Below are 25,948 nucleotides of genomic sequence, written 5' to 3'. Positions count from 1 at the left end.
GATTCCTTTAACCACAGTGTGATAAAAAATGGTGTAGTGCAGTGGCAAAGCCCATAGGGTTTTCCCGATGTGCATTATGCCCTGCATTTTCAATCAGCGTTAACGGCAAAGCATATTGTTGCGAAACGCTTCGAAACTTTTGGTCTTTTTCGCCACAAAAATAGCGATAAGGACAGGTCAATTTGCGCAATTTATCCGCTAAAAAAGGTTGCTTTGCTAATGATGTGTTTTCTAGCATAGCAGCAATACTTTGCGGGTTATTTTGTCGACGTAATTGAATTAAACGTTGGCGTTGGGTCACCGACAAATCAGCAAATACAGTTTGTTGATACCAGTCATCTAACACTTCTTCAATCGGCTCTGAACGAAAACGCTGCGCCCAAGCCGCATCATTAGCAGCTCGAGCAATTCGTTCTTTTTCATTGACTAACCCCACATTCCCACCTTCAATCACTAAACCTAATAGTCCGTTAGGTTGATAGTAGCAAGCAAAATGCATCGCCAGCCGAGCGCCTAGTGAATAACCAACCAAGTAGTATTCATTAATTTGATGATACTGTAAAAGTGCGCTGAGTTGTTGATCAAAATGTGAAAAACCTAGGCAGGGTTCTGAATGAGAACCCCCATGACCGGGTAAATCGACAGCTAACGATGGAAAAGCGCATGTTTGCTCAATCACCGGTAGCCAATCATCCGCACTGCCTAACAAACCATGTAAGTAGATTATCCAAGGAGCGGATGAAGCAGAATGATGAATCTGTGCGGATAACATTACAGTTCCACAACTTCATTCAATAGTTGTTTTAAAGTACGCGCACCTTCATCACTTGGCACCTGTAATTCCACCAGCAAGGTGCCCTGTGGACGATGCCAAAATTGTTGTACGGTTTCTTTTAGTGTTCCCCAGTCTGTCGGAGCACAATATTGTAAGCCAAACATTTTCGCCGCTGGCTCGAAACTGACATTTTGCGGCATACAGTAATAATTTTGTCTTGCTTCGTCTGGTGTGGGTAGCATAGAAAAAATCTGCCCACCATTATTATTCACAACGATAAGCACTGTTGGCGCTGAAGGTTCTCTCAATAGCGCCAAACTATTCAAATCGTAGAGTGCAGAAATATCCCCAACGATAGCCAATGTTGGCCGTGCGGTTGCCCGCTGAACTCCCGCCATGGTAGAAATCAAACCATCAATACCACTCGCGCCCCGGTTGCTATACACCGGATAACCCAATGGAAGTTGTGCCAACGCATCCACCAAACGGACAATTAGGCTATTGCCAACAAACAGCTGGCCTCGAAGAGGCAGTAGTTCAGGTAATTGGTGTGCCACCGCGGCTTCTGAAAACTGGTCATGTAACTGTTGGTGCACGTGATTTTGGGTTTTTTGCGCTAAAGTCAGCAGCGATTCACACCACAAACTTCTCGGCTGCGCAGGATGGTTATCTAGCCAACCTTTAATTGAGCAAGTTAGCTTTCTACCCATATGATTGGCTGGGTCTAGTCGCTGAGGTATTGAGTCGATAATCCAATACTCTTGTGGCTCACAGTTGGCTTGCCATTGTAGAAGCCGCTTTCCCGTTAAGCTTGAACCAAACTGGACGACTAATTCTGCGTCTTCTAAAATAGACTGGGTTTCTGGATGTTGCAGCCATAAGTCTGCACATGGAAAAGGTTGTCCGGTTTGTGACAGCACATCACCGAGTACTGGCCATCCGAGCTCTTGAGCCCATTTAGCGACGAACTCTCCTTCACTTGCACTCATCCTACCCGCAATCACAACGCCTTTTTTCTGACGCCAGAAATACCAATCAGCAACTAATGCCACCGTATTCGTCAGCGGTTCACTTAACCAAGGATGATTAGAACTCCACCATTCACCCAGCGTTTTTTGCCACTCATATTCCCCATCCATATCACCATACAATGGTTCTGCAAATGGGCAGTTAATATGAAATGCGCCATGGTGTAGTTGATTCATGCCATTATCAATCGCGGTTACCAACCACTTCGCTGAAATATCTTGTGTCGGTCTTGGCAACATTAATGATTGAGCTGGATGGGAAGCAAAAATATGTGCTTGTCGAATAGCTTGATTAGCACCGCAATCAATTAATTCAGGGGGTCTATCTGCTGTAAGAAAAATAACCTTCTCACCGGTTAAACCCGCTTCAATCAATGAGGGGTAAAGGTTCGCGACTGCCGTACCAGAGGTCACTATGACCCCAACAGGCTCACGACTGGCCTTTGCTAAACCTAGAGCTAAATGCCCTAAACCACGCTCATCAAAATGGGTATGACAATGCAATTTCCCATGGCTAATAGCGGCAAGGGTCAACGGTGTCGAGCGCGAGCCGGGCGCAATACAGATATGTTTCATTCCGTGGCGAGATAGCGCTTCGATAATCACTTCAGCCCAACGGAGATTAAAAGCAGAATTCGACATAATATGCTCAGCAAATTATTAGTTATCAATTAGTTTAGACTGGCTGAAATAAATTTCTTGATCTCAGAACAATTTTTGGTGAACTAATTGAAATAAAAAGAAAATAACCATTTTTATTTTATGGTTTTTCGTTATTTCCAAATAAAGACTTTAGCCCAGCGGCTTTATTCTCAATTTCTATCCACTCTTGCTCTGGGTCTGAACCACTGACAATGCCAGCGCCTGAATATAATGAGACATGGGCGCCCTCTATCTGTGCACAACGTAGAGAGACCGCGAATTCACTTTTATCTAAGCTAATAAACCCGCCTGTTCCGGCATACCAACCGCGAGAGAACGGTTCATTTTTTGCTAAAAATTGCCGTGCAACCTTTCGTGGCAAACCGCAGACCGCTGCTGTGGGTTGGAGACGCTGCAAACAATCGCTATCAGAAGGGCTAACTAATGTCGCAACAATTGAACGGTAAAGGTGTTGAATTTTTCTCAAGCGGATCACTTTTGCTGACGATACATCAACCCCCGTCACTGCGCCTTGTAATTGTTGGCAAATATCATCAACAACCACTAAGTTTTCATGTTGGTTCTTTTTATCTTCCATCAACCATTTAGCGTACTCCGCTGCGACCACATCATCAGGGTCATTAGCGACGGTTCCCGCTAAGGCCTCTGAGTTCAGTTGTTCGTCTTGACGTAAGTATAAACGTTCGGGTGTTGACGAAATAAAACCTGAATGCGCGCTGAAGGCCATCATAAAATGGTAACAATGGTGATTCACCTGCTGACTTTGTGCTAAAAACTCAGCAACCGCAATTGGCTTAGACAGGGTCAGTTTTGTTTCCCTAGCCATAACCACTTTTTCCATTTTTCCTGACTTCATGTCATCAATAGCGCAATTTAATAAACGGCACCATTCATCATGCGTAGGAATATGTTCCTGTGCAGTAATATCGGCGTCAAGAGTCAATGTCACTTGAGAAGCGGATTTTAATTGCTGTAAAAAATGGATAGCATTTAACCTATCTTCTTCACCTTCTATATTGACACTAACGCTAATCGTCGAACGTAACCGATGAATTTCAATGCGAGGCAAAAAACAAAAAGTTGCTTGGCGTTTTATCTCTTCAGGGATGCCATCTCCAACTGCATTCCAACCATTAAGCCCCCATAGACGCATCTCTGGCATATCAGGATATTGTGATAAAAAAGCTTGTGCTGTATCTATCGAATCAAAGGACTTCACCATCCCAAGAGCACTGCATTCTTCGGCTCCTGTCCGTTGATACCAGTAAAATTGTGGGTAGCTTTCTTGCACCGACAGCCATGCAAGACCAGGGAAAGCGGTTTGCGCATCTAACTGCCAGACAAAACGAGTATACGCTTTGGTTTTTAGTGTCAATGTAGACAAATGGTCCAAAATTTCAGTTATCAGTTGATCAATTTTTTTATAGTTCACTTTAGATTCCCACTGCTACATCACACAAATTTACTACGCGTTATTATATAGCGCAAAACCATTTTTTAATACATTGATGGCTAACAGTAAATGCTATATCACCCGTTCAGTACTAAAAGCAGATTATCTGCAATAAACAGGTTACTTTCAGTACATCACTATAATTATCGCTTATGACACAAATAACGATAACCAAGAGAAATCACCTCAAGACAAACCTGCTTACATGAATAGAGGCTTCAGGTTGTTGATAGTATAGCTTATTATATATATTAGATGTCATTCTATTCATTTAATTAATGGAAAATGTGATTTTATCCCCCTTTCTTCTTTCCTCTCCCTCAAAATTGCTTCATTTTCATCCAATAAAAATTCCATTTTGAAACATAATTATATTTAAGCTGCAAACCCATATTCCATTACATATTTATTTAGCCTCAAAAAGTAAAATTACCGTAAATTTTAATTATCATCATATTGTTATGGATTATTTAATTTAGTACCACTATAGATTATTTCTAAATACATATAACGCTAAATAATATTTTCAACATATATTAGCTTGTTCAAAATGCTATTTTTTAGCTCTGCTTTTCATTTTTTAGTATAAAACTTTCAGCCAATTTCTAGTAGGTTAACAAATATGAGATTTATATTTTCATTTACAATAAATAGGTAGCTTAACCATACAATAGTGCTAATACAAATTAGTGTTCAATCCTTAACTTAATCAACATGGATTTTAAAATGAATACAAAAGAAAATTACGACAGAATTATTGAAAAAGAGCATATAGGCCATACAACCTTAGCTTTATTAACTAATCAAGATGCTCTTTCAACCCGCGAAGTCGGTATTTTTACATTAGACGATTTAATTAGCATACATCGCCATGTTTACTTCTCTCTTTCTTTGCCTTGGAAAAACGATGATATTCTAAAATGGTTTGGTATTACATCATCAACCACTTTACCAATAGATACAGACGAATTAATTAATACTATTATCAATATTCGTGACCATGCCAATACCTGGGATAATGTCGAGCAACATGTTAAAGAACAGTCTGTCAACCTATCTCTGGCTAGTCGAAACATTATACAGACAGGTAGGCAAATTATTGAATATATTAACCATATGCCTATATTAAAAAGAGTCTCAGACAGTTTGAATGATATTGATGAAAGTGAGCTAGATGAAATATTTTATCAAAGTGATGACCAACAAATAGCGACTGAACTAACTAATATATTGCAATTAATTAAAGATGACATTAAGGACCAATCGCTTAAGACAAGTAATATTAAGAATATCATTTCAGATTTTAGAGTACATATTACAGGAGGGTATCTATCTAATTATCAACACGTTGAATCTTTATTGTTTAATATTAAAGGATTATATAAGCAACTTGAGCCTACTAATAGTGAAAATACAGATGCCCATTTACAAGAATCACTTAAAATGAAAAAACAGGAGCTAAAGCAACTCGACCTAGAGTATTCACACTTTGTGAAACTAAGTTTCACAGGCTTAGCGGGTGGTGTCATCGGTCTCATTATTACGGGCAGTATTTTTGGCTCGAAAGCTGAAAAAATCCGAGCAAGAAAGAATGAGACATTAGCAGAAATAAAATTAATTAACGACCAAATTAACAAAGAAGAAATCATCAAAAAAGTTATCTTTGATATTCAAATAAACCTCCATAAAATCGATGGTTTATTTAAAGATGCACGGTTAGCCGTTGACCATTTAGATTATATGTGGCTTGTCCTCTTAACCGAAATAACCCAATCAATCGAGATGTTTAAACATATCAACAATGCTGATAAACTTATTAAATTCATTACTTATTTCAAACGAATTATTACATCTTGGTATACCATTCAAGAATATTCTACACATTTAATAACGTTATTTGACCAAATTCAACCAAATAACACTCCCCCTCAATAAAAGGTACTCATATGCAAGATAAGCTTGATTTACCGATATTGCCCTCCATTGATATTTATCAGTTAAGGCATATGTCAAATGAAATCTCCGCATTCAATAAAAATATAATACATTATGACTTTATCATACACGGAAAAATACAAAAAATTGCAAGTAAGAGTTTCAATATAAATGAAACAATCAGAAACTCGATACCGAAGCTAAAAATAAAATTAAATTACATTCTAAAAAGTGAATTAAATAGTGAAAACACAAATACACCTGACGGAATTTTAGTCACGAGTTTTATTGAGGATTTAATCGATTTTAAATTAGAGCTAGAAAGAATAATTACTAAATTCAGTTATACCACAGACTCTCTGTCTCTCATTCACGTGGAAGAAAGCAATCAACATAAACTACAGCAATACGCAGAGCAAAAAGAGCTCCTAGTCACATCCAAAAATAGCAAAATGCTAAAAATAAATGAAATCAATCAGCAGCACTCCGTTATTACCGCAGCAGAAGATATCATCTTAAAATCTAAAATCACCGATTTCTTAAAAAAACATTTGTTAAATGATGAGTTAATTGACTCAATTGATATGCCAACAAATAAAAAACAAATATTAAAATCAGCCATTGCCTTTATTAAAAATTTATTATCAGTCATTGATGATGGTTTAGAGTTTGCGCAGCTTGTCGAGGTCAGATTAGATTTAGGAAACCAAATTTTAGAATTAAAAGAAGAGGTTAATCACATTGATAAAACAATATTTAAACTAGCTCAACTCATGTTATTAGCTGACCAAATAACAATCATAGACTCACATAAGCTGTCAATTATTACTCAGATAGGTTTAATTAAAGATTATTGGTCGGAATGGTGTCATTTCATTAATGAAAAATCGTCTGAAAAAACATTGAATATTCAAGAGATCAATATGGCAAGCCAGGTACTCATGTCATTCCTAGACGACATGGAGTATCAATATCAACGCCAGTTACCTGACTAAAAAAAACCGGCTACTCTGAAGTAACCGGTTTATCAACAATAGGAAATTTTCTGCCTACTAATTAAGCACAGCAAGCGCTGTTGATGTCATATCAATAAGGGGTTGTGGCCATACCCCAAAGACGATAACTGCAATGGCGCATATAACAGCAACAACCGTTCCTAACGTTGCTTTTTCAGGGCCTGTATAACGTTCTGCATGTTCCGCATCACGACTATATAGGCTAGCCATAAAGCGCAGGTAGTAATATAAACCAATTGCACTACCGACAACGACAGCACCTGTTAACCACCATAACTCTGCGTTCACCGCGGATGCAATCACATAGAATTTACCAATAAATCCTAATGTAATTGGAATACCCGCCAGTGACAGCATCATCACCGTCATTACCGTTGCGAGAACAGGTTTATGCCAGAACAGACCACGGAATGCACTGAAATCATCTTGGTCATCACCACGGTAAGGGCTTGAAACGATACTCACAACACCAAATGCCCCTAGGCTTGCAAACAAGTAACCCACTAAGTAGATTGCGATAGTGACTTGTGAAGCGACTGGATCGATACGAAGCGCAACCAGAGCAACCAATAAATATCCCATATGCGAGATGGATGAGTAACCCAGCAAGCGTTTTGCACTTTTTTGCGTGATAGCCAGTAAGTTACCAAACAGAATAGAGGCTATCGCAATTACTGAAATGACAATCGACAATGTATTGCTATTGGTGATTGGTGCTTCCAGAAAGATACGCACTAATACGGCAAAGATAGCGATTTTACTGCCCGTTGCTAAGAAGGCTGACACTGGCGCAGGAGCGCCTTGGTAAACGTCTGGTGTCCACAGTTGGAATGGAAACAGAGACAGTTTAAAACCAAAGCCTACAATGAGCATACCGAAGCCAATCATCACCAATGGTGCGTGGATCTGGCTATCAGAAAGGCTTTGACCAACCGCAGCAAAGCTTAAGCTACCCGATTCTGCATACAGTAATGCAATTCCGAATAACAGGAATGAAGACGCTGCTGCAGATAACAGCATGTACTTGATCCCAGCTTCTAATGTGCGACTGCGCTCAAAGGTATAGGCAACTAAGCCAAACAATGGCAATGAAATCAGCTCAATACCGATAAACATTGACGCCATATGATTTGACATAGATAACAGCACCCCACCCGCCACTGCGATAGCAACGAGTAAGTGGAACTCATCTCTATTATCACCAAAACCTTCTAACCAGTGATAAGCAAAGATAGTCGTTCCGATACCTGCAATCAGGACTAATGCACTATAGAACAGCGCAAAGCCATCAACACGGATAAGCGAAGTCACATCCATTAGGTAGCCGTCGGCTACCCAAATGAGTGAAAGCAACGCAATAATAAAGCCAGATACTGTCAGCGCGGCACTGGTAAGGTGATCGCGTCGCCACGCAATGGACAGCATCACAACCACCGCCGTCAACCCGACGATCATCAGTGGCAGTATTGCGATCAGTTCTTGAGGAGTTATTGTCATGGCGAATTACAGCCCTAATGTTGTAAGTGAAGCAGAATACAGGTTATGCAATGTTTCCATCGAACCAATTGATGTATCTAAAATCGGTTGCGGATAGAAGCCAATGATAACCAGTAAAGCAGCCAGAGCCAGCAGCACACCAAACTCACGCGCCGTTAACCCTTTCATTTCTTTTTCTGATTTTGGTGTGCCGTAGTAAGTCTGTTGCATCATCCACAGTGAGTAGATAGACGCAAACACCACACCAAAAACCATAATGCAAGTCACTAACGTGAATTGGCTGAAGCTGCCAAACAGGATCATAAACTCACCAATGAAGTTACCTGTACCTGGCATTCCTAGCGTTGCCGCAGCAAAGAACAGGGACATTCCTGGTAACCATTTAATGCGTTTCCACAATCCACCCATCATGCGCATATCACGAGTTTGCGTACGTTCATACAGTTGGCCACTAATGATAATCAGTGCCGCACCAGACAAACCGTTGGTGATCATTTGGATCACCGCACCTTGGTAAGCCAAGGTTGAACCCGCGTAAATAGCGACTGTCACAAACCCCATGTGGGATAAGCTACTGTACGCCGCCAGACGTTTGATATCCGTTTGTTTGAACGCCAACCATGCACCATAGAAGATACTGATCACACCCAGCGTCATCGCCACTGGCGTGAACTGGATAGAGGCTTCTGGGAATAGAGGCAAAGTAAAGCGTAACAGACCGTATGCTGCGGTTTTTAACATGATACCGGAGATATCTACAGAACCCGCTGTTGGCGATTGTTCTTGAGTATCTGCCATCCAACCATGGAATGGAACCAGAGGCATTTTAACGGCAAAGGCGATAAAGAAGCCTAACATCAACATAAACGCAACGTTGCTAGAGAGCTCTGCTCCCAGCAGTTGGTTATAGTCGAATGTTAATACACCTGAAGTATTGAAGTTTGCTAGTGCCAATCCAATGATGGAGACCAGCATGATCAAACCACTCGCTTGCGTATAAATGAAGAACTTAGTCGCAGCTTTGATATGTTGTCTGTTTTCTGACCCTTTGTGTCCCCAATTGGCAATCAGGAAGTACATTGGGATCAGCATCATCTCCCAGAAGAAGAAGAATAAGAACAGGTCAACCGCGGTAAAAATCCCCATCACCCCTGTGATAATCCACAGCAGGTTAAAGTGGTACGCACCTTGGTTCTTTTGGTTTTCACTCCAAGAGCTCAGAATCGAAAAAGCCCCCATGATAGCCGTTAATACGACCATCAGCAGTGATAAACCGTCAATTGCTAAATGAAAGTCAATTCCCAGTGACGGGATCCACGGCATAAAGAAAACAGATTGCCACTGTGGAATACCTTGTGGATTAACAAGCGAGTAGTTCCCTTGTAACCACAATTGCACGGAAAGTATCAATGTTATTCCCATCGTCGCCAGTGCAATCCAACGCGGTGCGCGATGACTGAACCGGTCAGCCTGCCAGCTTAGCAGGCCTCCGATGAAGGGAATGAGTATTAGCCAGGGTAATAGCATGGCGCAATGTGTCCCTTAATTAAACCAAAAGCAGCAGAGCAAGAATCAGCACTGCACCCAGCCCCAACGAGGCAACATACCAACGGATTTGGCCGTTTTCACTCACTGCAAGCCCTTTATTTGCCCAACGTGAAAGATGTGCAGGGATATTCATCAGAGAGTTAATCGGATCGCTTTCCAGTAGCCATGCAATACCTTTAAACGGTTTTACAAAGACTACGTCATACAGCCAATCGAAGCCCCACGCTTGGTACCACCATGCGCTGAAGAAACGACCCACTGCAGTTTTCGCGATAGCATCGACTATTGAACGTCTAAACAGGTAGAGGAATACCGCAATTAATAGACCAGCGATAGCAAACCCGCCAGAAATCGCTTCGAGTAAGACTTTACCGTCTTCACTGCCAGCCGCTTCTGCAGGGAATACCCCTTCGAGTGGTTGGTGGATTAATGCACCAACAAACGTTGCAAGGATAGCCAAAATACCCAGTGGTAATGTGTGAGTGATGCCTTTAACCTTATGCGCTTTGATTTTTGCTTCACCGTGGAACACGATGAAAATCATACGGAAGGTATAAATTGCGGTCATTAATGCACCGAGGATACCGGCCCACAACAATACAGTTTGTCCATCAAGCTGCGCACCCCACAAAATGGCATCTTTACTGTAGAAACCAGCAGTAAACAGTGGCAATGCTGCCAGTGCGCTTCCGCCAATCAACATCACAGCGTAGATAAATGGAATTTGCTTACGCAACCCACCCATTTTGAAGATATTTTGCTCGTGGTGGCATGCCAAGATGACCGAACCTGCTGACAGGAATAATAGCGCTTTAAAGAAAGCATGCGTCATCAGGTGGAAAATCGCAGCATCCCAAGCTTGCACACCCAGAGCCAAGAACATATAACCGATTTGGCTCATGGTAGAGTATGCAAGAACACGTTTGATATCCGTTTGAACCAGTGCAGCAAACCCAGCCAGTACCAATGTCACCGCACCCACAACGCCAACTAAATGTAAAACTTCTGGCGCTAATAAGAACAGAACGTGGGTACGAGCCACTAAGTACACACCAGCCGTTACCATGGTTGCGGCGTGGATCAATGCTGAAACTGGCGTAGGACCCGCCATCGCATCTGCCAACCACGTTTGCAATGGTAACTGTGCTGATTTACCGACTGCGCCACCTAATAACATCAAGGTTGCCCAATTGATCGCACTTGAACCTTCAGCAAATTTCTGAGGTGCTAACACCGCCATTTCGCTGAAATTCAATGTACCGAGCTCATTCCACAGGATAAACATACCAATGGCGAGGAACACGTCACCGATACGCGTGACAAAGAACGCTTTCATGGCGGCTTTACCGTTTTCTGGATTGGTATAATAGAAACCAATCAACAGATAACTGCACAGCCCTACCCCTTCCCAGCCGAGATACATCAGCATCATGTTATCAGCGAGAACTAAAACCACCATGCTCGCGATAAACAGGTTAGTGTAAGCGAAGAAACGTGAGTAACCTTCCTCGCCACGCATATACCAAGAAGCGTATACGTGAATAAGGAAGCCCACACCCGTTACCACACCTAACATGGTCAGAGATAAACCATCTAACATTAGGGTGAATGGGATATTAAAGGTACCGACCGACATCCAAGTCCAAAGTGGCTGGATGAATACGCTACCTGCGTCTTGAGCTAAAAATTCATTGCCAGCATAGAATGCGACGATGGCCGCTAAGCCGACCGACCCCGCACCAATAATGGCCGAAACGTTTTCTGACCAGCGTCCACGGGAGAAGGCTAACAGTACCGACCCCAGTAAAGGCAACAGAATGGTTAAATAGAGTAGGTTCATCCGCGCATCTCACTGACTTTATCAATATTCAGGTTCTGACGATGACGATGGAGTTGCAGTAACAACGCCAATCCAATACTCGCCTCCGCTGCAGCCAGCGCGATTGCCAAGATATACATAATCTGGCCGTCTGGTTGCCCCCAAAAACTCCCTGCAACCACAAATGCCAGTGCAGTTGAGTTAATCATGATTTCCAGTCCGATCAACATGAAAAGCAAGTTGCGGCGGATAACAAGGCAGCTAAGCCCCATCACAAATAGAATTGCCGCTAAAATCAGACCATGCTCTAGAGGTATCATTTTTGCTCCTCCGCCTTCGCGATGCTCACAAGATCAGCACCGTTTTCTTTACGGTCACGTCCAACGTGGAATGCGACGACTAAACCCGCTAGTAGTAGCAATGACGCCAATTCGACAGCCAGAACATACGGCCCGAACAAGCTAATACCCACTTCTTTCGCCCCAATGATGGTGCCCTCAATGCCATTTTGATATGACAACGAGGTGATGCCGTAAACTAAGATAGCCAATAAAACTGCGGATAACGCCGCAGGGCCAATCCAGTTTTTCGGTGTCAACCAAGCGCGCTCTTGTTCTTGAACAGAACGCCCCAAGTTGAGCATCATCACGACGAACACGAACAGGACCATAATGGCACCTGCATACACGATGATTTCCAATGCCCCAGCAAAATACGCACCGAGGGAGAAAAACACCATTGACAGAGCCAGCAGAGAAACAACCAGATACAACAGTGCATGCACCGGATTTGTATTCGTTATCACCCTTAAAGTTGCTAAAATGGCAACTAGACCGGCGATATAAAATGTAAATTCCATGAATATCGCTCCTTATGGCAACAGGTCTTTGACGTTGATAGGTTTCGCTTCGTTATCCGCTTCACCTTTGTCTTTACCTGCAATCGCCATACCCGATTTACGGTAAAAGTTATAATCAGGATATTTACCTGGGCCTGAAATTAACAGGTCATTTTTCTCGTAAACCAGATCCTGACGTCTCCAATCGGCCATTTCAAAATCAGGTGTTAATTGGATTGCCGTCGTTGGGCAAGCCTCTTCACACAGACCACAGAAAATACAGCGCGAAAAGTTAACGCGGAAAAATTCAGGGTACCAGCGGCCATCTTCGTGCTCGGCTTTTTGCAGTGAAATACACCCCACTGGGCAAGCAACCGCACACAAGTTACACGCAACACAACGCTCTTCACCGTCAGGGTCGCGCGTTAGCACGATACGCCCACGGTAACGGGGTGGCAGATAAACCGGCTCTTCTGGATACATTTGCGTTTCGCGTTTATCGAACGCATGTAGGCCGACCATCCAAATACTACGTACTTGGGTGGCGAAACCGACCAATAACTCTTTCAATGTCATGGTTCAATCACCCCTTACTGAGCGTTGTATAAAATCACTGCTGCAGTACCCAGCAGATTAAGCAGTGTCAATGGCAGGCAAATTTTCCAACCGAAAGACATCACTTGGTCATAACGTGGACGCGGTAAAGAGGCACGGATCAAGATAAACATCATCATGAAGAAGCCAGTTTTGATAGCAAACCACAAGAATGACGGCAGGAATGGACCATGCCAGCCACCAAAGAACAGCGTCACAATCAGGGCAGAAACCGTTACGATACCGATATACTCACCGACGAAGAACAGACCGAACTTCATGCCTGAGTATTCAACGTGGTAACCATCCGCAATCTCTTGTTCTGCTTCTGGTTGGTCAAACGGATGACGGTGACATACCGCAACGCCCGCTATCGCAAAAGTCACAAAACCAAAGAACTGAGGAATGATGTTCCACATGCCTTCTTGGGAGTTCACAATATCAATCAGGTTGAATGAACCTGCTTGTGCAACCACGCCCATTAAAGAAAGGCCTAAGAACACTTCGTAACTCACGGTTTGTGCTGACGCACGCATCGCACCTAATAATGAGTATTTGTTATTACTTGACCAACCCGCAAACAACACCGCATAGACCGCGAGCCCCGCCATCATCAGGAAGAATAAAATCCCAATATTCAGGTCTGCAACGTGCCATGTTGGGCTAACAGGGACGATAGCAAATGCTAAGAACAGTGAACAAAACGCAATTACTGGCGCAAGCGTAAAGATTTTCTTGTCCGCGAACTGTGGGATCCAGTCTTCTTTAAACAGCATTTTGAACATGTCGGCGATTAACTGGCCCATCCCAAACGGACCAACGCGGTTTGGACCATAACGGTTCTGGAACAGACCGAGAATACGGCGCTCTCCCAGACTCATGTAGGCCCCACAAGTCACAACAACCAATAAAATGACGACAGATTTAAGGATGGAAATTAACACTTCCATCACTTCAGGAGAAATCCAATCCATCATGCTCCCCTCCGCAGATTATTGACTGACACGCCAGCCATTGAAGGTGCGATACCTGGCATGCCTAACGGTAAGCCAATTTGACCTGTAGATAAGTGATTGCTGAGACGAACAGTCAAGTTAAACGCTTGACCTGCATGGCTAAATTCAGCTTTTGTTCCTGCAACCAAGCCAAGTGACGCAGCATCTTGCGTGTTCAGCATGATATAGGGCTCTGGCATACGCTCTTGGATCACTTCTGAACGCTGTGACATTTCATCACTACCGAACAGGTGGTAATAAGGTGCGACAACCCACTGAGCTTCGCTGGCTTGATAAGCCGCAGGAATTTCAGTGAAGTAAGCCAATTTACCTTCTGTTGAATTGAACAAACGGATACCCGGGTCACCAAATAACAGGTGTCCCCCCACTTCGGCTTGGAATTTGTTCCAGGCTTGCGGTGAGTTCCAACCCGGTGCCCATGCAAATGGAATTTGCTGGCGTGGCGCGGTTGGGCTGTTGTTCCCTTCCATTGAGAAAGCAAATGGAGAGTCAATATCTTGCGGTTGACGAGGCTCATGGACAGATTGATTTGCTAGCATCGCTGTACGACCACTGTAACGATGTGGTTCACGTGCCAGTTTTTGACCACGAATACGGAAAGACGCTTTCGGAGCGGCATCAACCATACCTGAGAATTGTGGCATTGCGGCAACACAATCAGCGATAACGTGATCCAGTTGAGACCAATCCGCATCACGCTCTTGCGCTTCAGTTTGCAGTGAATGCATCCAGCGCCAGCTTTCGTTCATCACGATAGCTTTGTCGTAATACGTTGGGTCGAAGACTTGGAAGAAACGTTGTGCACGACCTTCTTGGTTAATCAACGTACCGTCTGCTTCAGCAAAACTCGCTGCAGGCAGAACTAATGTTGCTTTATCCATGATGTCTGTTTGCTGATGGTCTGCAACAATCAAGTGGCTCAATTTTGCGAGTGCGCTATTGACCGCATCCACACTGCTGTGACGGTACAAGTCGTTTTCGATGACAACAGCCACATCCGCTTCTTTCGCTTCAATGCGAGCTAAAGCGCTGTCTAGTGGCTGTGCGTTCATCATTGCCAGACCGAAACTATTTGCATGAGACGCTAAGTAAGATAACCCAACATTCGCGCCTTTCGCTTTCAGTGCAAATGCCACGTTAGCAGCCGCTTGGATCATTGCCTCGCTGGCACTATGGCTACCACTGATAATTAATGGTTTTTTCGCACCCGCTAAGGCCTGAGCAATGGTTTCCACTTTGGCTTTTAAGTCTGCTGGTAAATCATTCACCGCAGGGGCTTCACCATTAATCATATTGGCGATAGCAAAACCAAAACGCGCTTGGTCAGCGACTGGAGCACGGTAATTAAAGGCGGCCACATCGTCTAAACGAGTATCATCAACATTGGTAATAAACAGCGGATATTTCGCGTGTTGGCCAATGTTTTGGATAGCGGCGATTTGCCAGTCAGCGACTTTCTGCGCTGCGGCCATTTCACGCGCTTTCCCTTTCACGGCTTGACGAACAGATAACGCCATACGTGCGCCCGTCTGAGTTAAATCTTCACCCAGAACCAGTACCGCATCATAGCCTTCCACTTCACGCAATGTTGGGGTATAGATACCACCATTTTGCAAAATGTTTTGCATCAGCGCTAAGCGACTTTGCTCACCCGCAGAGATACCTGAGTAGAAGTTTTCTGCACCGACTAAAGCGCGCAATGCATAGTTGCTTTCAACGCTAGCACGCGGCGAGCCGATACCAATCACTTTTTTCGCTTGATTGATAATTTGCGCACCGCTTTGCATCGCTTCGATAGCCGAAATCACGTTCTTAACGCCATTTTTATTGAGTACGGCTTGGCGAGGACGGTCTTTACGGTTGACGTAACCATAACCAAAGCGACCACGGTCACACAGGAAATAGTGGTTTACCGAGCCGTTATAACGGTTTTCGATGCGGCGGATTTCACCATAACGCTCACCGGGGCTAGTATTACAACCGATACTGCACTGCTGGCAGATACCCGGTGCAAATTGCATATCCCATTTACGGTTATAGCGCTCAGAGTGAGTTTTGTCGGTGAATACCCCAGTAGGACAAACTTCAACTAAGTTACCGGAGAACTCGCTTTCCAGCGTACCGTCTTCAGTACGACCGAAATACACATAGTTATGTGCGCCATAAACCCCTAAATCGGTGCCATCTGCGTAATCTTTGTAGTAACGAACACAACGATAACACGCGATACAACGGTTCATCTCATGACTAATAAATGGACCGAGGTCTTGGTTAATGTGAGTACGTTTCGTAAAACGATATTTACGCATATTATGACCGGTCATTACCGTCATATCTTGTAGGTGACAGTTCCCACCTTCCTCACAGACTGGGCAGTCATGAGGGTGGTTGGTCATCAGCCATTCCACGACACTTTCACGGAATTGTTTGGCTTCTTCATCATCAATTGAGATGTAAGTCCCTTCCGTTGCGGGTGTCATACAAGACATTACTAGGCGACCGCGAGTGTCATCTGCGTTCTGATACTGCTTAACCGCACACTGGCGGCAAGCGCCAACGCTTCCCAGCGCCGGATGCCAGCAAAAATAAGGAATATCTAGCCCGAGAGAAAGACAGGCTTGTAACAGGTTTTCAGACCCGTTTACGTCATATTCTTTGCCGTCTACATATATTGTAGCCATAGTCAGCATGCTTCCCAAAGGCCCGCATAAAGCAGGCGTTAATCAAAAATACGTTCTTCGTGAAAAATCTCTTTAGCGGTTGCTCAATCGCTAAATAATTACCAGCGCTGCTTCAGCAGGTTGGGCTGGATACCCGCAATCTGCACAATGTTACGCAGATCTTTTTGCGAAATACCCGCTTCGAATTCATCACGGAAATATTTGATGGCACTTTGTAGCGGTTCGACCGCACCCGGTGCGTGAGCGCAGAAAGTTTTACCCGGCCCTAAGAAACGGCAAAGTTGCTCTAGGGTTTCAATATCCCCCGGCTGCCCTTCACCTTTTTCCAGCGCTTGTAAAATTTTCACACTCCATGGCAAACCATCGCGGCACGGTGTACACCAACCACAGGATTCACGGGCAAAGAAGGTTTCTAGGTTACGCACTAACGAAACCATGTTGATCTCATGATCAACCGCCATCGCCAATGCAGTACCAAGACGGCTTCCCGCTTTGGCAATATTTTCGAAATCCATCGGTAAGTCGAGATGGTCGTTGGTCAGGAAGTCTGTCCCTGCGCCACCCGGCTGCCATGCTTTTAATTTTAGTCCATCACGCATACCACCTGCGTAATCTTCCAGCACTTCACGTGCCGTCGTACCAAATGGCAGTTCCCACAGACCCGGGTTTTTCACACGGCCAGAGAACCCCATCAGTTTAGTACCCGCATCTTTACTCTTACCTGCGCTTAAATCGATATACCATTGGTCTCCGTGCTCTAAAATGGCAGGCACGTTACAGATGGTTTCAACGTTATTAACGCAAGTTGGTTTACCCCAAGCACCTGATGTGGCAGGGAATGGTGGCTTAGAACGCGGGTTAGCACGGCGGCCTTCTAAAGAGTTAATCAGTGCGGTTTCTTCACCGCAGATATAACGCCCAGCGCCGGTGTGGACAAATAGTTCAAAATCGAAACCTGAACCGAGGATATTTTTGCCTAATAGACCTGCCGCTTTAGCTTCTTCGATGGCACGACGCAGGTTTTGCGCGGCTTCAACGTATTCACCCCGTAAGAAGATATAACCACGGTAAGCTTTTAGTGCATAAGCGCCCGTGATCATCCCCTCAACTAACAAGTGAGGAAGTTGTTCCATCAATAGACGGTCTTTATAAGTGCCCGGTTCCATTTCATCCGCATTACATAAAAAGTAACGCAGTTTCATGTTTTCGTCTTTTGGCATCAGGCTCCATTTCAGACCTGTTGAGAAGCCCGCACCGCCTCGCCCTTTCAGGCCAGCGTCTTTCACGAGATTCACAACTTCATCCGGTGCCATGCCTTTGAGCGCACGCTCAAGACCTTTGTATCCGTTTTTACTGCGATACTCATCTAACCAAACAGGCTGATTGTCATCACGCAAACGCCATGTTAGGGGATGAGTTTCAGCAGTACGGATCACTGGATTAACAGAATTTGTCATGGATACTGCTCCAGTAATTTTTGAATATTTTCAGGCTGCACGTAGCTGTGAGTGTCATCATCGATCATCATCGTTGGACCCTTGTCACAGTTACCTAAGCAACAGGTCGGCAGCAATGTAAAACGGCCATCAGCTGTTGTTTGACCCGGGCGAATATTAAGCTGTTTAATGATTTCAGCTTCTAAGCCCTGATAACCTGTAATATGGCAAACAACACTGTCGCAATAGCGAATAATGTGGCGACCCACTGGTTGGCGGAAGATTTGGCTATAGAATGTCGCCACCCCTTCAACATCACTAGCTGGGATACCTAAGACGTCAGCGATAGCATGGATCGCACCATCTTCAACCCAACCGCGGTTTTTTTGCACAATTTTCAGTGCTTCAATTGAGGCAGCACGTGCGTCTTCGTAATGGTGTTTCTCACCTTCAATCTCTTCGCGCTCTTTCTCGGTTAAGACAAAGCCATGATTGACTTGCGGTTCAAACACGTTCACGACATTGAGCTCGTTGTGCTTCTCATTTTCGTTATGTTCATTATGCATGGTTAGCGATCCACATCCGACATTACAAAATCGATACTACCCAGATAGACGATTAAGTCTGAAACTAAGCTGCCTCTGATAACCGCAGGAATTTGCTGCAAGTGAGCGTAGCTCGGCGTACGAATACGCGTGCGGTAGCTCATTGTGCTGCCATCACTGGTTAAGTAGTAGCTGTTGATCCCCTTCGTCGCTTCAACCATCTGGAATGACTCATTTGCTGGCATCACCGGACCCCAAGACACTTGTAAGAAGTGGTTGATCAGGGTTTCGATGTGCTGCAACGTACGCTCTTTTGGTGGCGGAGTTGTCAGTGGATGGTCAGCTTTGAAAGGACCTTCTGGCATATTCTTATAGCATTGCTCAAGAATACGGATACTCTGGCGCATCTCTTCCACTTTGATCATCACACGGTCATAACAGTCACCGTTATGCGCGATAGGGATATCAAATTCGAAGTTTTCATAGCCTGAATATGGACGCCATTTACGCACGTCAAAATCAACGCCTGTTGCACGTAATCCAGCCCCTGTCACACCCCATGCCAACGCCTCTTCTTTTGAGTACATTGCGGTACCAATAGAACGGCCTTTTAAGATGGAGTTCTTCAGTGCGGAAGTGACATAAGACTCTAAACGTTTTGGCAGCCAGTCTAATAATTCACGCAGCAGTTTTTCCCAGCCACGTGGTAAGTCGTGAGCGACACCACCGATACGGAACCATGCAGGGTGCATACGGAAACCGGTAATCGCTTCAATGACGTTGTAGACTTTTTGACGGTCAGTAAACGCAAAGAAGACTGGGGTCATCGCACCAACGTCTTGGATATAGGTACTGATGTACAGTAAGTGGCTGTTAATACGGAATAACTCAGATAACATGACACGGATCGTTTTGACGCGATCTGGCACTTCAATGCCTGCCAATTTTTCAACGGCTAAAACATATGGCATTTCATTCACACAACCACCGAGGTACTCGATACGGTCGGTGTAAGGAATGTAACTGTGCCATGACTGGCGTTCACCCATTTTTTCAGCGCCACGGTGGTGGTAGCCGATATCAGGTACGCAGTCGATAATTTCTTCGCCATCCAATTGCAGTACGATACGGAACGCACCGTGTGAGGATGGGTGGTTTGGCCCCAAGTTCAGGAACATGAAATCTTCGTTTTCATTTCCGCGTGCCATGCCCCACTCTTCTGGTTTGAAAGTCAAAGCTTCCATTTCCAGATCTTGTTTCTGCTTAGTCAGCACAAAAGGGTCGAACTCAGTCGCACGCGCAGGGTAATCCTTACGCAGTGGGTGGCCTTCCCAGCTTGGTGACATTAAAAGGCGGCGTAGATTCGGGTGACCTTGGAACGTTATACCGAACATGTCCCACACTTCACGCTCATGCCAATTCGCATTCGGGAACAGTGAAACAATAGAAGGCACGTTTAAGTCTTTCTCATTAAGAGCGACTTTTAACATGATATCGCGGTTACGATCGATGGAGATGATATGATAGAAAACACTAAAATCTGCTTCTGGCAGACCTTGACGGTGAATTCGTTGACGTTCATCTACCCCATGTAAGTCAAATAACATGACATACGGTTTTGGTAATTTCTTTAGGAAATCGACCACTTCCAGTAACTGTTCGCGACGCACCCAAACCACTGGCATGCCAGTGCGAGTTGCTTGAACAGAAAAGGCATCCGGCCCAAATTGATTGCGCAGTTCCAGAAGCACAGGGTCGTTTAAGTGATCCTGTGTCTGCCATCCTGGCTGGTTACTACTCGCTTGCGCTATCTGATCTGTCATCATTCTTCACCATAACGCTTGATCAGGTTTATTATTTCGCAACAACATTGCTCTGTTACGCTGTATGGCTTTAAGCCTTAAATTTCGTCTGGTGTACGCAGATTTGTCACTGCAATACGTTCACCATGCTTTCTTTCTCTTTCTGATTGCATATTGGCACGGTAAACCCCTTGGTCTCCAACGACCCAAGACAGCGGACGACGCTCTTTACCGATAGATTCTTGCAATAGAAGCAGAGCCTGCATATAGGCTTCTGGGCGTGGTGGGCAACCTGGGATATATACATCCACAGGAATAAATTTATCGACGCCTTGTACAACAGAATAAATGTCATACATACCACCAGAGTTGGCACATGAACCCATGGAAATAACCCATTTTGGTTCAAGCATTTGGTCATACAGACGTTGAATAACAGGTGCCATTTTTGTGAAACAAGTACCTGCTACTACCATGAAATCGGCTTGACGAGGTGAAGCACGCAGTACTTCTGCACCAAAGCGGGCGACGTCATGAACAGCCGTGAACGAAGTCACCATTTCTACATAGCAACATGAAAGACCAAAGTTATATGGCCAGAGAGAGTTTTTGCGCCCCCAGTTAACCACATCGTGAAGTGCATGAGAAAGTTTCCCCATGTAAACACTGTTTTCAACTTGCTGCTCCAGTGGATCTGTTACGATTTCCTGGGTTTGCAGTGGGTAACGGTCGTTCTCACCGTTCGGATCTATGCGGGTGAGCGTATAATCCATTGTATAATGCCTCGCTTTTTACTGCGGATGACGATTGCTGATTTTAATAACTTCACTAGGATGCTTTACTTTTCCGCGGGAACGGACTGGAGTCCAATCCAATGCCCCAACGCGGACGAGATAAAACAGTCCCGCCAACAATACCAAAATAAAGATCGCGGCTTCGATGAAACCTACCCAACCGGCTTCGCGGATGGCAACTGACCATGCAAATAAGAACATGGCTTCAACATCGAAGATAACGAAAAACATGGCGACTAAGTAAAACTTAGCGGACATGCGGAGACGTGCACTACCGACCGAGTCGATACCGGACTCATAAGGAACGTGTTTTGTTCTGGCTTTGGCGCGGCTACCTAAAAAGTGACCCGCGACCAACATGAAAGCACAAAGACCGATAGTGCCGATAAGGAATATCGCAAACGCCCAGTTATGGGCTAACGCTAGGATTGATGTAGACATACTCGTTGCTTACTCATTACTTATGGTGTGTTAACTGCTCTTTTTTACATCACGGCAGTATTGCACCACAATTGCCCAGTTAATCGAGAAGAAAGACCAAAATTGATCACAAACTAAAATATCACCAAACTTAAATCAGTCTGTTGACTGCGTTTGGTTTGTCCTCTCTCATTACAATTTACCTTACTTAAATTAAGTAAAATAACCCGTATTTGTTACAAAAACTTCACACTACAAAAACAACGGAACAACAAAAAGTACTCATAATCTGCTAAAACGTGTCAGTGTAATGATACTCAAGTAAACACGCAAACTAGTTTAACTGATTATTCGTTTTTACTACACCATTATCTCAGGAAAAACCTGTCTTAACAGATGAAAAATTGCGCTTTTTATTTGATCTAACGCACACTTTTATTGAAAAAGTACTCAATTTGTTTACATAGCATTCAATTTAACTTTAAGTCTTTGTAACTCTTTTTAACGCATGACTTCAAGTAACTACCTGACATTCCAGCGCTATTTTATCTATTCAATAAAAAAATATTGTTAACAACATAACAAATTGTTAACTAAACAATGAAATTCAGGTTATGCCAGCTACATCACAATTATTTCATGGTCTTTCCTATTTAACCATACTTATTAAGTGGTTAATTGTTTTTTTTATGAGCGGATATCGATAAAAAATTGATAAACTTGAATTTGATAACCTATTAAAAATATCACTGAGGATTATTTAAACACCCACAAGAACAAATTTCTCGATGCCATTTCCCAATATTGAAAATTTTGTTCCACGGTATGAGATAATCGTTTCAGTCATCAGCAGCGATCCACTTTCATCTACCACCAAACGGCTTAACCTACGCGTACGTAAGCCATTCAACCAATGATGCCATCACAATCACAGCCCGAATGTTATTTAGACTGTGATTAACACATTGATTTTATTTGTACATGACCAATAACACATTGATCACAAACAAGTGATTCAGTAATAAACGGACAAAAAAGATATAAAAAAACGGCAATCCCAAGATAATTGGAATTGCCGTCAGTACAATAAATCGATTAAATATTATGCTTAAGATAACCAGTTGAATCGATTAAATTAATTACCTTCTTCGTTGATATCCACCAATTCACTTGCTGGAGTTGCAACATAAGGGATTTTTTTGTTTTCAATCGCATCGAATACAGTCAGAACAAAATCTTTTTGCTCATCTGCATTCTTATACAACCAATACTGAATATCAGGTAAACGAGGCAACCCATCAGCTTCACTCAAAATGCGTAAATCTGCATTTTGCATTTCCATTGGCCTTGCTGTTACCCCAACTTCTGCATTTACGGCTGCACGGACAGCAGGTAAAGAAGCCGCTTCATACGCCACATGCCATGACAAACCTGCATCATCAAGAGCACTAGTACAAAGTTTACGATATGGGTTAGTTTCGTCCATAACCACTAATGGAATGGGCTCATTAGAACGCAATTGAAAATCCGGTGCACTATGCCACAAAACAGGCACAGTTCTTAAAGCCGTTTTGGGATGGTGGCTAATTCTTGCCGTTGTTAAAGCAAGGTCTATCTCATGGTTATCGAGCATTGACTCAATAAACTGTGCCCGTTTAATACGCACTTCAACGGCAATTCTTGGATAGACAGATGCGATACGATTAAGCAAGAAAGGTAATAAGATATCGACGGTGTCATCAGATGCACCAATACGCAATTCACCATCCGCGTCATTATAGGTTAACGATGCCGTTGCATCATCGTTGGCGCGAAGTATTTGCCTTGCGTAGCCAAGCAATTGTAATCCATGCGCAGTGAGCAGTTTATTTCGCCCATGACGAGCAAAAAGCTCACGACCGACTAATTGCTCTAGGCGCTGCATTTGCTGGCTCACAGCAGATTGTGTTCGACAAACGGCTGCAGCTGCAGCTGCGAACGTGTTAAGATCTGCGACAGCGACGAAAGTACGTAGCAAATCAAGATCTAGGTTCATGATGGGACGATTGGAATTTATCATCGTTCATTCTCTTATATAATTTTATGTTACCTGGTGTTTCTGCTCTCCTCCATGAGAATCAGCGAGTTTATAGCGACTACTAAGCGAGTGCATTTCTAATCCATAGATCTGCAATAACTTCTCATTACTTTACTTTTTTGCACCCTGTCCATTATTCATTGACGATAAGGCATGTGTACAAATAGCATACTTCCAAAAATCAAATAATCTTAATAAAAAGGCAATGTTTTCTTAAAAAACAAGCTAAAACATGCTTTCTTGGAAACGCCTAAATAGTAACATATTTAATGTAATCGCAATTATTTTAATGTAAGCACATTATAAAACTCATTTCACTATTTGGTTATAGCCAAAAATATCAATGAGTTATGAATTTAAGGCGCACTTTTCGTTAAAAAAAACACCTCGAAACAATCAATATTACTAACAAAATCACACTAATTATTATGAAAAAAGGCCATTACCGCAAAAAAAACATGTCTGATTTAACCATTCAATGCTTAATATTACATTTTGATACAATTTTTCCTTTTTCACTATTTTTATGCTTTTTTACTATTTATACTCCAAAACATCAAAGAATGTTAAAATTATAATCCAACCAATACCCTATTTTTGGAATAGACAGCTAACCTAAGTAAGATAATAAGATACCAAACATTACATTTACGCGTAAACCAACCTTTTACACCAAAAATAACCTTGCATCTTCAAAAGCTTCTGAGGGAAGAGTACAGTAAAGGAATAACGCCGGCTCGACCAATGTAACCCTTAGGGTAATGAGAGAACTATGAATAATCTAACTAAATCCAGTAAGCTCGATAATGTTTGCTATGACATTCGTGGGCCCGTATTAAAAGAAGCTAAGCGCCTAGAAGAAGAAGGCAACAAAGTCCTCAAACTCAATATTGGTAACCCGGCCCCGTTTGGCTTTGAAGCCCCAGATGAAATCCTAGTCGATGTCTTACGTAATCTGCCGAGCTCTCAAGGTTATTGTGATTCCAAAGGGCTCTATTCTGCACGTAAAGCTATCGTCCAGCACTACCAAGCTCGTGGTATTCACGAAATGACGGTAGAAGATGTTTACATTGGTAATGGTGTATCTGAGCTTATCGTCCAAGCGATGCAAGCACTGCTTAATAATGGCGATGAAATGTTAGTCCCTGCCCCTGATTACCCACTATGGACTGCTGCAGTTTCCCTTTCTGGTGGGAAAGCCGTTCATTATATGTGTGATGAGCAGCAAGGTTGGATGCCTGATATTGAAGATATTCGCAAAAAGATCACCCCAAGAACGCGTGGGATTGTGGTTATCAACCCAAATAACCCAACCGGTGCTGTCTACAGCAAAGATCTATTAATGGAAATTGTCGAGTTGGCTCGTCAGCACAATCTTATTATCTATGCTGATGAAATTTATGACAAAATTCTTTATGATGATGCTGTGCATCACTCGATTGCCGCCCTCGCCCCTGATTTATTAACCATCACCTTTAATGGTTTATCGAAAACGTATCGCGTCGCTGGCTTCCGCCAAGGTTGGATGGTATTAAACGGCCCGAAAAAACATGCTAAAAGCTACATTGAAGGCTTAGAAATGCTAGCCTCTATGCGCCTATGTGCCAACGTGCCAATGCAACATGCTATTCAAACTGCATTGGGCGGCTATCAAAGTATTAGCGAATTCATTCAGCCGGGTGGCCGCTTATATGAGCAACGTAATCGTGCATGGGAATTGATCAACCAAATACCGGGTGTTTCATGTGTCAAACCGCAAGGTGCTCTTTACATGTTCCCGAAAATAGATATTAAACGATTTAATATCTATGACGACCAGAAAATGATTTTAGACCTGTTACTACAAGAAAAAGTACTATTAGTTCAGGGTACCGCATTCAACTGGCCTGAACCCGACCACTTTAGAATTGTTACATTACCTTATGCTGACGACCTTGAAATGGCGATTAATAAATTTGGCCGTTTCCTGGAAGGTTATCGCCAATAGAATTGGGTAAAATATAGAATAAAA

20 protein-coding genes are annotated in these 25,948 nt (G+C 43.3%); 3 read left to right on the top strand and 17 right to left on the bottom strand.

Annotated elements, in window-relative coordinates:
* Positions 1-7: 7 nt before the first annotated feature.
* From menH to G6Q48_RS03905, 3 genes are all read right to left on the bottom strand, one after another.
* Complete coding sequence (gene menH, locus G6Q48_RS03915; protein ID WP_166264574.1) at positions 8-772, bottom strand: 2-succinyl-6-hydroxy-2,4-cyclohexadiene-1-carboxylate synthase; 765 nt, start codon at positions 770-772, stop codon at positions 8-10.
* The gene (gene menD / locus G6Q48_RS03910) at positions 772-2,445 is read right to left on the bottom strand and encodes a 2-succinyl-5-enolpyruvyl-6-hydroxy-3-cyclohexene-1-carboxylic-acid synthase (protein ID WP_166264572.1); all 1,674 of its coding nucleotides are present in this window, start codon (positions 2,443-2,445) and stop codon (positions 772-774) included. Before menD ends, menH begins: the two co-directional genes overlap by 1 nt.
* Before the next feature lie 118 nt (positions 2,446-2,563).
* Positions 2,564-3,898 carry an isochorismate synthase gene (locus G6Q48_RS03905; protein ID WP_102137647.1) on the bottom strand — a complete coding sequence of 445 codons (1,335 nt, stop codon included), beginning with the start codon at positions 3,896-3,898 and terminating at the stop codon, positions 2,564-2,566.
* A 747-nt stretch (positions 3,899-4,645) separates the two neighbouring features.
* Here G6Q48_RS03905 and G6Q48_RS03900 point away from each other — a divergent pair.
* Positions 4,646-5,854 (top strand): alpha-xenorhabdolysin family binary toxin subunit A, encoded by a 1,209-nt coding sequence (locus G6Q48_RS03900; protein WP_166264570.1) that lies wholly within the window; start codon positions 4,646-4,648, stop codon positions 5,852-5,854.
* Between the two features lie 11 nt (positions 5,855-5,865).
* A complete protein-coding gene (locus G6Q48_RS03895; RefSeq protein WP_102137645.1) occupies positions 5,866-6,849 on the top strand; it encodes an alpha-xenorhabdolysin family binary toxin subunit B in 984 nt (327 codons plus the stop codon).
* A gap of 57 nt (positions 6,850-6,906) precedes the next feature.
* Here the strand turns inward: G6Q48_RS03895 and nuoN are convergent, their stop codons facing one another.
* From nuoN to G6Q48_RS03825, 14 genes are all read right to left on the bottom strand, one after another.
* On the bottom strand, positions 6,907-8,367 hold the full coding sequence (gene nuoN, locus G6Q48_RS03890; protein WP_102137644.1) for an NADH-quinone oxidoreductase subunit NuoN: 1,461 nt from the start codon (positions 8,365-8,367) through the stop codon (positions 6,907-6,909).
* A gap of 6 nt (positions 8,368-8,373) precedes the next feature.
* On the bottom strand, positions 8,374-9,894 hold the full coding sequence (gene nuoM, locus G6Q48_RS03885; protein WP_102137643.1) for an NADH-quinone oxidoreductase subunit M: 1,521 nt from the start codon (positions 9,892-9,894) through the stop codon (positions 8,374-8,376).
* A gap of 19 nt (positions 9,895-9,913) precedes the next feature.
* Positions 9,914-11,755, bottom strand: a complete 1,842-nt coding sequence (gene nuoL, locus G6Q48_RS03880) for an NADH-quinone oxidoreductase subunit L (RefSeq protein ID WP_004259845.1) — start codon at positions 11,753-11,755, stop codon at positions 9,914-9,916.
* A complete protein-coding gene (nuoK, locus tag G6Q48_RS03875; RefSeq protein WP_004912233.1) occupies positions 11,752-12,054 on the bottom strand; it encodes an NADH-quinone oxidoreductase subunit NuoK in 303 nt (100 codons plus the stop codon). Before nuoK ends, nuoL begins: the two co-directional genes overlap by 4 nt.
* Entirely contained in the window at positions 12,051-12,593 is a 543-nt protein-coding gene (gene nuoJ, locus G6Q48_RS03870; RefSeq protein WP_166264568.1) for an NADH-quinone oxidoreductase subunit J, read from the bottom strand. The genes nuoK and nuoJ overlap by 4 nt, the downstream gene beginning before the upstream one ends.
* 12 nt (positions 12,594-12,605) lie before the next feature.
* Positions 12,606-13,148, bottom strand: coding sequence for an NADH-quinone oxidoreductase subunit NuoI (gene nuoI / locus G6Q48_RS03865; protein WP_004259834.1), 543 nt, complete (start codon positions 13,146-13,148; stop codon positions 12,606-12,608).
* 14 nt (positions 13,149-13,162) lie between these two features.
* Entirely contained in the window at positions 13,163-14,140 is a 978-nt protein-coding gene (gene nuoH / locus G6Q48_RS03860) for an NADH-quinone oxidoreductase subunit NuoH (protein ID WP_004912244.1), read from the bottom strand.
* On the bottom strand, positions 14,140-16,863 hold the full coding sequence (nuoG, locus tag G6Q48_RS03855; RefSeq protein WP_166264566.1) for an NADH-quinone oxidoreductase subunit NuoG: 2,724 nt from the start codon (positions 16,861-16,863) through the stop codon (positions 14,140-14,142). Before nuoG ends, nuoH begins: the two co-directional genes overlap by 1 nt.
* 98 nt (positions 16,864-16,961) lie before the next feature.
* On the bottom strand, positions 16,962-18,320 hold the full coding sequence (gene nuoF, locus G6Q48_RS03850; RefSeq protein WP_004259820.1) for an NADH-quinone oxidoreductase subunit NuoF: 1,359 nt from the start codon (positions 18,318-18,320) through the stop codon (positions 16,962-16,964).
* Positions 18,317-18,865 (bottom strand): NADH-quinone oxidoreductase subunit NuoE, encoded by a 549-nt coding sequence (nuoE, locus tag G6Q48_RS03845; RefSeq protein WP_036958085.1) that lies wholly within the window; start codon positions 18,863-18,865, stop codon positions 18,317-18,319. Before nuoE ends, nuoF begins: the two co-directional genes overlap by 4 nt.
* Positions 18,866-18,867: 2 nt before the next feature.
* Positions 18,868-20,670, bottom strand: a complete 1,803-nt coding sequence (nuoC, locus tag G6Q48_RS03840; RefSeq protein ID WP_407072562.1) for an NADH-quinone oxidoreductase subunit C/D — start codon at positions 20,668-20,670, stop codon at positions 18,868-18,870.
* A gap of 74 nt (positions 20,671-20,744) precedes the next feature.
* On the bottom strand, positions 20,745-21,419 hold the full coding sequence (locus G6Q48_RS03835) for a NuoB/complex I 20 kDa subunit family protein (protein ID WP_004912254.1): 675 nt from the start codon (positions 21,417-21,419) through the stop codon (positions 20,745-20,747).
* An 18-nt stretch (positions 21,420-21,437) separates the two neighbouring features.
* Positions 21,438-21,881 carry an NADH-quinone oxidoreductase subunit A gene (locus G6Q48_RS03830; RefSeq protein ID WP_004259806.1) on the bottom strand — a complete coding sequence of 148 codons (444 nt, stop codon included), beginning with the start codon at positions 21,879-21,881 and terminating at the stop codon, positions 21,438-21,440.
* Positions 21,882-22,995: 1,114 nt separating this feature from the next.
* The gene (locus G6Q48_RS03825; protein ID WP_102137640.1) at positions 22,996-23,919 is read right to left on the bottom strand and encodes a LysR family transcriptional regulator; all 924 of its coding nucleotides are present in this window, start codon (positions 23,917-23,919) and stop codon (positions 22,996-22,998) included.
* A 790-nt stretch (positions 23,920-24,709) separates the two neighbouring features.
* On the opposite strand from G6Q48_RS03825, the gene G6Q48_RS03820 reads away from it, so the two are divergent.
* Positions 24,710-25,924: a pyridoxal phosphate-dependent aminotransferase gene (locus G6Q48_RS03820; protein ID WP_004259802.1), complete on the top strand. Its 1,215-nt coding sequence runs from the start codon at positions 24,710-24,712 to the stop codon at positions 25,922-25,924.
* Positions 25,925-25,948 lie beyond the last annotated feature (24 nt).

The organism is Providencia sp. M-27 (assembly GCF_011077905.1).
GTDB classification, from domain to species: domain Bacteria; phylum Pseudomonadota; class Gammaproteobacteria; order Enterobacterales; family Enterobacteriaceae; genus Providencia; species Providencia huaxiensis.
This window is presented reverse-complemented; position numbering and strand designations above follow the sequence as displayed.

Bases quoted from the DNA above. Each gene is read 5' to 3' on its own strand.
- nuoG (WP_166264566.1), bottom strand. From the start codon at position 16,863: ATGGCTACAATATATGTAGACGGCAAAGAATATGACGTAAACGGGTCT.
- nuoM (WP_102137643.1), bottom strand. From the start codon at position 9,894: ATGCTATTACCCTGGCTAATACTCATTCCCTTCATCGGAGGCCTGCTA.
- G6Q48_RS03820 (WP_004259802.1), top strand. From the start codon at position 24,710: ATGAATAATCTAACTAAATCCAGTAAGCTCGATAATGTTTGCTATGAC.
- G6Q48_RS03825 (WP_102137640.1), bottom strand. From the start codon at position 23,919: ATGATAAATTCCAATCGTCCCATCATGAACCTAGATCTTGATTTGCTA.
- G6Q48_RS03830 (WP_004259806.1), bottom strand. From the start codon at position 21,881: ATGTCTACATCAATCCTAGCGTTAGCCCATAACTGGGCGTTTGCGATA.
- G6Q48_RS03895 (WP_102137645.1), top strand. From the start codon at position 5,866: ATGCAAGATAAGCTTGATTTACCGATATTGCCCTCCATTGATATTTAT.
- G6Q48_RS03835 (WP_004912254.1), bottom strand. From the start codon at position 21,419: ATGGATTATACGCTCACCCGCATAGATCCGAACGGTGAGAACGACCGT.
- nuoK (WP_004912233.1), bottom strand. From the start codon at position 12,054: ATGATACCTCTAGAGCATGGTCTGATTTTAGCGGCAATTCTATTTGTG.
- nuoC (WP_407072562.1), bottom strand. From the start codon at position 20,670: ATGATGACAGATCAGATAGCGCAAGCGAGTAGTAACCAGCCAGGATGG.
- nuoJ (WP_166264568.1), bottom strand. From the start codon at position 12,593: ATGGAATTTACATTTTATATCGCCGGTCTAGTTGCCATTTTAGCAACT.
- nuoF (WP_004259820.1), bottom strand. From the start codon at position 18,320: ATGACAAATTCTGTTAATCCAGTGATCCGTACTGCTGAAACTCATCCC.
- nuoE (WP_036958085.1), bottom strand. From the start codon at position 18,865: ATGCATAATGAACATAACGAAAATGAGAAGCACAACGAGCTCAATGTC.
- nuoN (WP_102137644.1), bottom strand. From the start codon at position 8,367: ATGACAATAACTCCTCAAGAACTGATCGCAATACTGCCACTGATGATC.
- nuoH (WP_004912244.1), bottom strand. From the start codon at position 14,140: ATGGATTGGATTTCTCCTGAAGTGATGGAAGTGTTAATTTCCATCCTT.
- nuoL (WP_004259845.1), bottom strand. From the start codon at position 11,755: ATGAACCTACTCTATTTAACCATTCTGTTGCCTTTACTGGGGTCGGTA.
- menH (WP_166264574.1), bottom strand. From the start codon at position 772: ATGTTATCCGCACAGATTCATCATTCTGCTTCATCCGCTCCTTGGATA.
- G6Q48_RS03900 (WP_166264570.1), top strand. From the start codon at position 4,646: ATGAATACAAAAGAAAATTACGACAGAATTATTGAAAAAGAGCATATA.
- nuoI (WP_004259834.1), bottom strand. From the start codon at position 13,148: ATGACATTGAAAGAGTTATTGGTCGGTTTCGCCACCCAAGTACGTAGT.
- menD (WP_166264572.1), bottom strand. From the start codon at position 2,445: ATGTCGAATTCTGCTTTTAATCTCCGTTGGGCTGAAGTGATTATCGAA.